We start from the raw sequence: 8,554 nt of genomic DNA on the forward strand, positions 1-8,554 counted from the left end.
AGCGAGATCAGCACGACGGTGCCGGCCATGATGCGGATGAGACGTTCGACGGTCATTTCAGACTCCTTGAAAAAGATGGACACACACAGGGTCACGCCGCTTCGTACTTCTTGCGGTACACGGCGTAGTAGAGAACCGGGATGACGACCAGCGTCAGCATGGTCGACACGGCGATGCCGAAGATCAGCGCGATGGCCAGGCCGTTGAAGATCGGGTCGTCGAGGATGAAGAAGGCGCCCATCATGGCGGCCAGGCCGGTCAGCGCGATGGGTTGCGCGCGCACCGATGCGGACTGCACGACGGCCTGTGCGAACGGCACGCCGCGCTTCGTTTCCAGCTCGATGAAGTCCACCAGCAGGATGGAGTTGCGCACGATGATGCCGGCCAGCGCGATCATGCCGATCATGGACGTGGCGGTGAACTGCGCGTGCAGCAGCGCGTGGCCGGGCATGACGCCGATCATGGTCAGCGGGATGGGCGCCATGATGATCAGCGGCGTGACGTAGCTCTTGAACTGCGCCACCACCAGCAGGTAGATCAGGATCAGGCCGACGCCGTAGGCCGCGCCCATGTCGCGGAAGGTCTCGTAGGTGATCTGCCACTCGCCGTCCCATTTCACTGCGTACTGCCGATAGGGATCACGCGGCTGGCTGATCCAGTACTCGCCCATGTCGCCGGTGTTGGGCAGCGCGGCTTCTGCCATGGACGAGCGGATGCCGAACAGGCCGTACAGCGGCGAGTCGAGCTTTCCGGCCATGTCGCCGAAGACGTAGGTGACGGGCAGCATGTCTTTGGTGAAGCGCAGCTGGTCGATCACGCCGCGTTCGACGGTGACCAGTTCGGACAGGGGCACCATGGCACCGTTGGCCGCCTTCATGGGCAGGGCCAGCAGCGCGTCCAGACCGACCTGCGCTTCGCGCGGCAGTTGCAGGCGCACCGGCACCGCGAACTTGGCGTGGCCGTCGTGCAGGTAGGCGGCGTCGCTGCCCGAGAGCGCGGCGTACACGGTCTGCGCGATCACCTGCACCGGAATGCCCAGCGACTCGGCGCGCTGGCGCTGGATGCGCAGGAAAGCGCGCGGCGCGTTCTCTTTGAGCGAGGTGTCCACGCCCACGATGTCGGGCGTGCCGGCAAAGGCCTTGGCCACGCGCTGCGCCAGCTCGGCGCGGCCGGCCTGGTCGGGGCCATAGACCTCGGCCACGATGGGCGACATGACCGGCGGGCCGGGCGGCACTTCCACCACCTTGACGCGCGCGCCGTGGGCGGCGGCGATCTTTTCCAGCTCGGGGCGGTGGCGCTGGGCGATGGCGTGGCTCTTCTCGCTGCGGTCGTGCGCGCCGATCAGGTTGACCTGCAGGTCGCCGCCTTCGGCCTCGGCACGCAGGTAGTACTGGCGCACCAGGCCGTTGAAGGTGATGGGGCTGGCGGTGCCGGCGTAGCCCTGCACGTGGGTCACCTCGGGCTGTCGCGCGAGGAAAGCGGTCATGTCCTGCAGCACGGCGGTGGTGCTTTCCAGCGGCGTGCCGGCGGGCATGTCGACCACCACCTGGTACTCGCTCTTGTTGTCGAACGGCAGCATCTTGAGCACCACCCACTGCACCACCGCCAGGCCCACCGACAGCAGCAGCGCGGCCAGGATGCCGGCCAGCAGCAGCCAGCGCTTGCGCGCGCTCTGCAGGAAGGGCGTGAGGATCTTGGTGAAGGTGTTCTGCAGCGCGCTGGTGAGCTTGCCCGGGCCGTGGTCGGCGTGACCATCGGTCTTGGTCAGCTTGAGGGCCAGCCAGGGCGTGACGGTGAACGCGATGGCCAGCGAGATCGCCATGCCCATGCTGGCGTTGATGGGGATCGGGCTCATGTACGGGCCCATCAGACCGCTCACAAAGGCCATGGGCAGCAGGGCCGCGATGACGGTGAAGGTGGCCAGGATGGTGGGGCCGCCCACTTCGTCCACCGCGCGCGGGATGATGACCGACAGCGGATCGTGCGGTGTGAGCATGCGGTGGCGGTGGATGTTTTCCACCACCACGATGGCGTCGTCCACCAGGATGCCGATGGAGAAGATCAGCGCGAACAGCGACACACGGTTGAGCGTGAAGCCCCAGGCCCAGCTGGCGAACAGCGTGGCGGTGAGCGTGAGGATCACCGCGGCGCCGACGATGACCGCTTCGCGACGGCCCAGCGCCAGGCCCACCAGCACGATCACGCTGCCGGTGGCGAAGATGAGCTTCTGGATCAGCTTGTTGGCCTTGTCGGCGGCGGTCTTGCCGTAGTCGCGCGTGATGCTGACCTGCACGTCGTCGGGAATCACCGTGTTCTTCAGGTTGTCCAGCCGCTGGGCTGCGCCGCGCGCCACGTCCACCGCGTTTTCGCCCGGCTTCTTGGTGACGGTGATGGTCACGGCCGGGTGGTTCTGGCCCTGCTGGCCGGGGTGCGCTGCATCGGCCGCGCCGGGGGTGAACCACACATAGCGCTGCGGCAGCTGGGCACCGGCTTCCACCCGCGCCACTTCGCGCAGGTAGACCGGGCGGCCCGCGTTCACGCCCACGACGATGTCGCCCACGTCCTGCTCGTTCTGCAGGAACTCACCCGTTTCCACCGACAGCATGCCGGGCTCGCCGGCGGCCGGGTTGGGGTTGACCACCGAACCCGAGGGCATGGCCTGGTTGGCCGCGGCGATGGCGCCGTGCAGCTGCTGCACGCTGATGCCGCGTTCGCGCAGCTGGGTCGGGTTGAGCCATACGTGCACTGCACGGCCGGGGCCGCCGATGGTGACCACCTCGCGCGTGCCGGGCACGCGCTTGAGCTCGGTCTCCACCGCGTGGGCCACGCGCTCCAGGTCGTGCGCGCTCTGCGCGTCTTCGGTCCACAGCGTGGCGGCGAGCACCGGCACGTCGTCGATGCCCTTGGGCTTGACGATGGGGGTGAGCACGCCCAGGCCCTGGGGCAGCCAGTCCTGATTCGCGTTGAGCACGTCGTACAAGCGCACCAGCGCCTCGGTGCGCGGCACGCCGACCTTGAACTGCACCGTCAGCACCGCGACGCCGGGGCGTGCGACGGAGTAGGTGTGTTCGATGCCCTGGATCTGCGAAAGCACGTGCTCGGCCGGGGCGGCGACCATCTTCTCCACGTCGGCGCTGGAAGCGCCGGGGAACGGGATGATCACGTTGGCCATGGTCACGTTGATCTGCGGCTCTTCCTCGCGCGGGGTGACCAGCACGGCGAACAGGCCCAGCAGCAGCGCGACCAGCGCCAGCAGTGGCGTGATGGCGTTGGACTGGAAGGCCCGCGCCACGGAACCGGAGAAGCCCAGCTTCTCCAGCGTGGAAGGTTCGTTGGGGTGGCTCATGGTGGCGACCTCTTACTTCGCCACGGGCGTGGCACCGGCCAGACCGGCACGCACGGGATCGAGCGCCACCTGGTCACCCGCTTTCAGACCGGCCAGCACCTCGACGCCGTCGCCGTGCGTGGCGCCGGTGCGCACCGCGCGCAGCGCGAAGCCCTTGGCCGCCTCGCCCGTGGCGGTGACCACGTAGACGCCGGTCAGCTCGCCGCGGCGCAGCAGGGCCGTGGTCGGTACCACCAGGCGCTGCGGCGCGGCCTGGGCGGTGCTGCCCACAAAGCGCACTTTCACCTGGCGGCCGGGCACCTGGCCCGCGCCGTCGGCATCGCTCAGGTTCAGGCGCCATTCCACGGTTTGCGACACGGGGTCGGCGGCGGGCACGCTGGTTTTGGACGCGGGAACGACCCAGCGGTCGGTGCCGGGCAGTTGCACCTCGATCTTCTGGGCCGACAGCGCCAGCGGCTGCTGCGAGGCCGGCACGGAGACCACGGCGCGCATGGGTTGCGGCGCGTACACCGTCAGGATGGGCGCGCCCGGCATGGCCAGAGCGCCGGCTTCGGCGTGGGTGGCCAGCACCCAGCCGTCGTACGGGGCGGTCAGGCGGGTGAAGCCCTGGGCCACGCTGGCCTGGGTCTGGCCGGCGCGGGCGGCGGCGGCACCGGCCTGGGCGGCCTTGTACTGCGCCAGCGCGGTGTCGAGCGCGGCCTGCGCGATGAAGCCTTGCGCCCGCAGGTCGCGTGTGCGCTCGTAGGCGGCCTTGGCGTTGGCGAGGTTGGCGTCGGCCTGGGCCACGCCGGCCTGGGCCTGGGCCACACCGGCCTGGGTGGCGCGGTCGTCGATCACGGCCAGCACCTGGCCGGCCTTCACGCGGTCACCCGCCTTGACCGAGAGGGTTGCGATGCGGCCGCTGGCCTGGGCCGAGAGCACGCTCTGGCGCACCGCCTGCAGGTTGCCGTCGAAGGCGGCCGCGGCGCCCACGGCGGTCTGCCCCAGGGTCAGCACCGCCACTTGCGGGCCGGCGGGGGCGACCGGGGCGTCGGCGGCCGACACGCGGGCGCTGGCCAGGAGGGCCGCGCCGCCGAGCAGGCCGAGCGACAGCGCACCGATCACCAGCCGGCGCTGGGCCAGCGGCAGCGGTGCAAAAAAGCGGGAAGAGGCAGGGGAAACAAGACGAGCAGGCATGGCAGACTCCTATACGGCCTGCAGTATACCTACATACCCCCCAGGGTACAAGTCGATACCCGATCAGACCCTCACGGGCACGCCCTTGCCCAGGCGCCAGGCGCAGACCACAAAACCCACGGCCGCCGCCACCAGCACGGCGTAGGCGGCGCGCAGGCCCGCCTGTTCGGCGATTTCGCCCATCAGCAGGGCGGCGATCTGCGCCCCGGCGGAGAACACGATCATCAGCAGCGCCGACAGGCGCGGTGCCTCTTGCGGGAAGCCCCGCAGCGCGATGCCCAGCAGGATGGGGAACCCCACCGACACGCCCAGGCCGGTGAAGAAGTTGCACACGGCGAGCCAGACAAAAGGCGGATCGGCCGGGCTGAGCCAGACGCCCGCGAGCGCCAGCGCGGCCAGGGTACCCAGTCCTTTGATCTTCTGCTCCATGCTCCAGCGGCTGTGCACGAAGGCCTGCCAGACGCGGCCCGTCACCATGCCCGCCATGAGAAAGCCCAGCGCCAGCCGCGCAGCCTGCTCGTGCTGGCCCAGCGCCTCGGTGGCAAAGCTGACGAACCAGAAGTACTGCCCCCATTCGGACAGGCCACTGCACAGCCCGGCGAACAGCACCCAGCGCACCAGCGGCTGGCGCAGCAGGCCGGCGTAGCCCAGCGGCGCGCGCCCGGTGGTGTCCGGGCCGGCGTCGTCCGCGTGCGCATGGTCGGGGCGGAACTGCACGCTGCGCAGGCGCTGGCGCTGCAGCGTCAGCAGCCACAGGCCGGTGGCCAGCAGGGCGAACACCAGGTACGGGCTGCGCCAGCTTGGGTTCAGCGCCAGCGCCGCCGCCGCGAGCAAGGGCGAGAGCACCGAGCCGCTGCTGTAGCCCACGTCCACCAGGCTGATGATGCGGGTGCGCTGCTCGGGATCGTCGCTCAACTCGGCCAGCAGGCCATGGCCCAGGGTGAACAGCGCGGTCTCGAAGGTGGCCACCGCCACCATGAAAAAGGCCAGCCAGGCAAAGCTGGGCGCCCAGAGCACGCCCGCCACCGCCAGCAGCACGGCCGTGGCGTAGGCGCGCAGCAGGCGCCGCGGCGGGAAGCGCTTGGCGATGGCGCCGCCCAGCAGCGAGCCGACCGCGCCACCGGCGCTCCAGATCGCCATCAGCCAGCCCATCTGCTGGAACGAAACGCCCATCTGCGCCCGCAGGTTGGGCGTGACCGCCCCCAGCAGCGCACCGAAGACGCCCCATGTCAGGGCGCAGTACAGGATGATCCAGGCGACATAGGGCAGGCCGCGCAGGACCTGGAGCGGGGCCGCCAGGGCGGCAGTGACACGGTTCAAGTCAGGCTTTCAATCGAAGAATGCAATCGATTGTCTGCCGGGCAGCCCTCCCGCGCGCGGGTCGTCCTGTAAATGAACCTCTGTGGTAACCGGGCTCTACGCGGGATCGGCAAACGGCACCCTGGGCGCCACGGCGCACAGCAGCTCGTACGAGATGGTGCCCGCCGCACGCGCCACCTCGTCCACCGGCAGCTGGGCGCCGGTGCTGGGCGAGACGCCCCAGAGCACGACCTCGCTGCCGATGCCGGCCGGCACGCCGGCGGCGTCCAGCGGCGCCAGGTCGACGGTGATCATGTCCATGCTGACGCGGCCGATGAGGCGGGTGCGCACGCCGTTGACCAGCACCGGCGTACCAGTGGGGGCGTGGCGCGGGTAGCCGTCGGCGTAGCCGCAGGCGATGACGCCGATGCGCATGGGGGCGTCGGCGGTGAAGGTCGAGCCGTAGCCCACGGTGTCGCCGGGCTGCAGCTGTTGCGTGCCGATGACCTGGGTGGTCAGGCTCAGGGTGGGCTGCAGGCCCCAGCCGGCGGCGGTGTTTTCCGGGTGGTCGGGTGCGCCGCCATACAGCGCGATGCCTTCGCGCACCCAGTCGGCCGCCAGCGTGGTGACGCCTTCGCCGCGCAGCGGGCTGCTGGCGTGGCGCAGGATGGCGGCGCTGTTGCACAGCGTGCGCTCGCCCGGCAGGTCGGCGGTGGCGGCTTCGAAGGCGGCCACCTGGTGGGCGATGCCGCGCGGGCCGTCGGCGTCGCTGAAGTGCGTCATGAGCGAAATCTCTTCCACCTGCGGCAACGCGTTCAGCCGCGCCCAGGCGGCGCGGAAGGCGTGCGGCGTGAAGCCCAGGCGGTTCATGCCGCTGTTGAGCTTGAGGAAGACGCGGTGCGGCACCTGGGTCTTGTGCGCGGCCAGCCAGTCGATCTGTTCGGTGCAGTGCACCGCGTGCCACAGGTGCAGGCGCGAGCAGAGTTCGAGGTCGCGCGGGTCGAACACGCCTTCGAGCAGCAGGATCGGGCCGCGCCAGTCCAGCGCGCGCACCCGCTGGGCTTCGGCCAGATCGATCAGCGCAAAGCCGTCGGCGCTGCGCAGCGCGTCGAACACCCGCTCGATGCCGTGGCCGTAGGCGTTGGCCTTGACCACCGCCCAGACGCGGGCGTCGGGCGCACGCAGGCGGGCCTGTTCGAGGTTGTGTTGCAGGGCGGCGGGGTGGACGGTGGCAAGGATGGGACGGGGCATGGCGGGGCAGGAAAGTCGGCCTCCAGGGGGCTTCAGGGTCGCGTGCTATAACCCCGCATCCTTGGAGATAAGCGCTGACTTTCGCATAAAAAGACCGCCCACGGCCCGCTCAACAGCCCCCGCTGAGCCCGTCCGGTCGCCAGAATCATCCCCATGAAGCGCGGCTTCTACACCATCATGACGGCGCAGTTTTTCAGCTCCCTGGCTGACAACGCGCTGTTTGTGGCCGCCATCGAGTTGCTGCGCAGCCGGCACGCGCCCGAATGGCAGAGCGCCGCCCTCGTCCCCCTGTTTGCCCTGTTCTATGTGGTGCTCGCGCCCTTCGTGGGGGCGTTCGCCGACGCGCGGCCCAAGGGCCAGGTCATGTTCATCAGCAACGCCATCAAGGTGGTGGGTTGCCTGCTGATGCTGGTGGGCGTGCACCCGCTGCTGGCCTATACCCTGGTGGGCCTGGGCGCTGCGGCCTACTCGCCGGCCAAATACGGCATCCTCACCGAACTGCTGCCACCGTCGCAGCTGGTCAAGGCCAATGGCTGGATCGAAGGCCTGACCATCGCCTCCATCATCCTGGGCGTGCTGCTGGGTGGCCAGCTGGTGGGGCCGTACCTGTCGGCCAAACTGCTCGCGCTGGACATGCCGTTCCTGTCCACCGGCATCGACCGCGCGGCCGAAGCGGCCATTGCGATGCTGGTGGCGGTGTACGCACTGGCCGCCACCTTCAACCTGCGCATCCCCCTGACCGGGGTGACACCGCGCCCCATGCAGCGCAACCCGCTGTTCCTGCTGCAGGATTTCTGGCTCTGCAACGGCCGCCTGTGGCGCGACCACCTGGGCCAGATTTCGCTGTCGACCACCACGCTGTTCTGGGGCGTCAGCGGCAACCTGCGCTACATCGTGCTGGCCTGGGCCGGCGCGGCCCTGGGCTACAGCACCACGCAGGCGTCCAGCCTGGTGGGGGTGGTGGCGCTGGGCACCGCGGTGGGCGCGGTGGTCGCGTCGATGCGCATGAAGCTGGACCAGGCCACCCGCGTCATGCCGCTGGGCATCGGCATGGGGGTGCTGGTGATCGCGATGAACTTCATCGACAACGTCTGGGTGGCCGCGCCCTTCCTGGTGCTGCTGGGCGGCCTGGGCGGTTTCCTGGTGGTGCCCATGAACGCGCTGCTGCAGCACCGCGGCCACAACCTGATGGGCGCGGGCCGATCGATCGCGGTGCAGAACTTCAACGAACAGGCCTGCATCCTGGGCCTGGGCGCGCTCTACAGTTTCTCCACCGGCATGGGCCTGTCGGCCTTCGCCGCCATCACCGCCTTTGGCCTGCTGGTGGCGGGCTTCATGTGGCTGATCATGAAGTGGCACCAGCACAACCAGCGCCACCACGGCGTGGAGCTGGAGCGGCTGCTGGAGATCGCACGCCGCGATGATCTGCATGGTTAACCCCCCGCGCCGCGCCTGACGGCGCGTCACCCCCCTGCTGGGGGC

General features: G+C 69.8%; 5 protein-coding genes. 1 reads left to right on the forward strand and 4 read right to left on the reverse strand.

Annotated features, from left to right (window positions below; translation table 11 throughout):
- Window positions 1-91: 91 nt before the first annotated feature.
- The 4 genes from ACR2JA_RS05370 to alr form a co-directional block, all read right to left on the reverse strand.
- Entirely contained in the window at window positions 92-3,346 is a 3,255-nt protein-coding gene (locus tag ACR2JA_RS05370) for an efflux RND transporter permease subunit (protein WP_434008080.1), read from the reverse strand.
- A 12-nt stretch (window positions 3,347-3,358) separates the two neighbouring features.
- Complete coding sequence (locus ACR2JA_RS05375) at window positions 3,359-4,522, reverse strand: efflux RND transporter periplasmic adaptor subunit (protein WP_434008081.1); 1,164 nt, start codon at window positions 4,520-4,522, stop codon at window positions 3,359-3,361.
- A gap of 63 nt (window positions 4,523-4,585) precedes the next feature.
- Complete coding sequence (locus ACR2JA_RS05380; RefSeq protein WP_434008082.1) at window positions 4,586-5,842, reverse strand: MFS transporter; 1,257 nt, start codon at window positions 5,840-5,842, stop codon at window positions 4,586-4,588.
- 96 nt (window positions 5,843-5,938) lie between these two features.
- Window positions 5,939-7,072, reverse strand: a complete 1,134-nt coding sequence (gene alr / locus ACR2JA_RS05385; protein ID WP_434008083.1) for an alanine racemase — start codon at window positions 7,070-7,072, stop codon at window positions 5,939-5,941.
- Window positions 7,073-7,225: 153 nt separating this feature from the next.
- On the opposite strand from alr, the gene lplT reads away from it, so the two are divergent.
- Window positions 7,226-8,509 (forward strand): lysophospholipid transporter LplT, encoded by a 1,284-nt coding sequence (lplT, locus tag ACR2JA_RS05390; RefSeq protein WP_434008084.1) that lies wholly within the window; start codon window positions 7,226-7,228, stop codon window positions 8,507-8,509.
- Window positions 8,510-8,554: the final 45 nt, after the last annotated feature.

Source organism: Hydrogenophaga sp., assembly GCF_051007235.1.
Taxonomy (GTDB): Bacteria; Pseudomonadota; Gammaproteobacteria; order Burkholderiales; family Burkholderiaceae_C; genus Hydrogenophaga.

Bases quoted from the DNA above. Each gene is read 5' to 3' on its own strand.
- lplT (WP_434008084.1), top strand. From the start codon at position 7,226: ATGAAGCGCGGCTTCTACACCATCATGACGGCGCAGTTTTTCAGCTCC.
- ACR2JA_RS05370 (WP_434008080.1), bottom strand. From the start codon at position 3,346: ATGAGCCACCCCAACGAACCTTCCACGCTGGAGAAGCTGGGCTTCTCC.
- ACR2JA_RS05375 (WP_434008081.1), bottom strand. From the start codon at position 4,522: ATGCCTGCTCGTCTTGTTTCCCCTGCCTCTTCCCGCTTTTTTGCACCG.
- alr (WP_434008083.1), bottom strand. From the start codon at position 7,072: ATGCCCCGTCCCATCCTTGCCACCGTCCACCCCGCCGCCCTGCAACAC.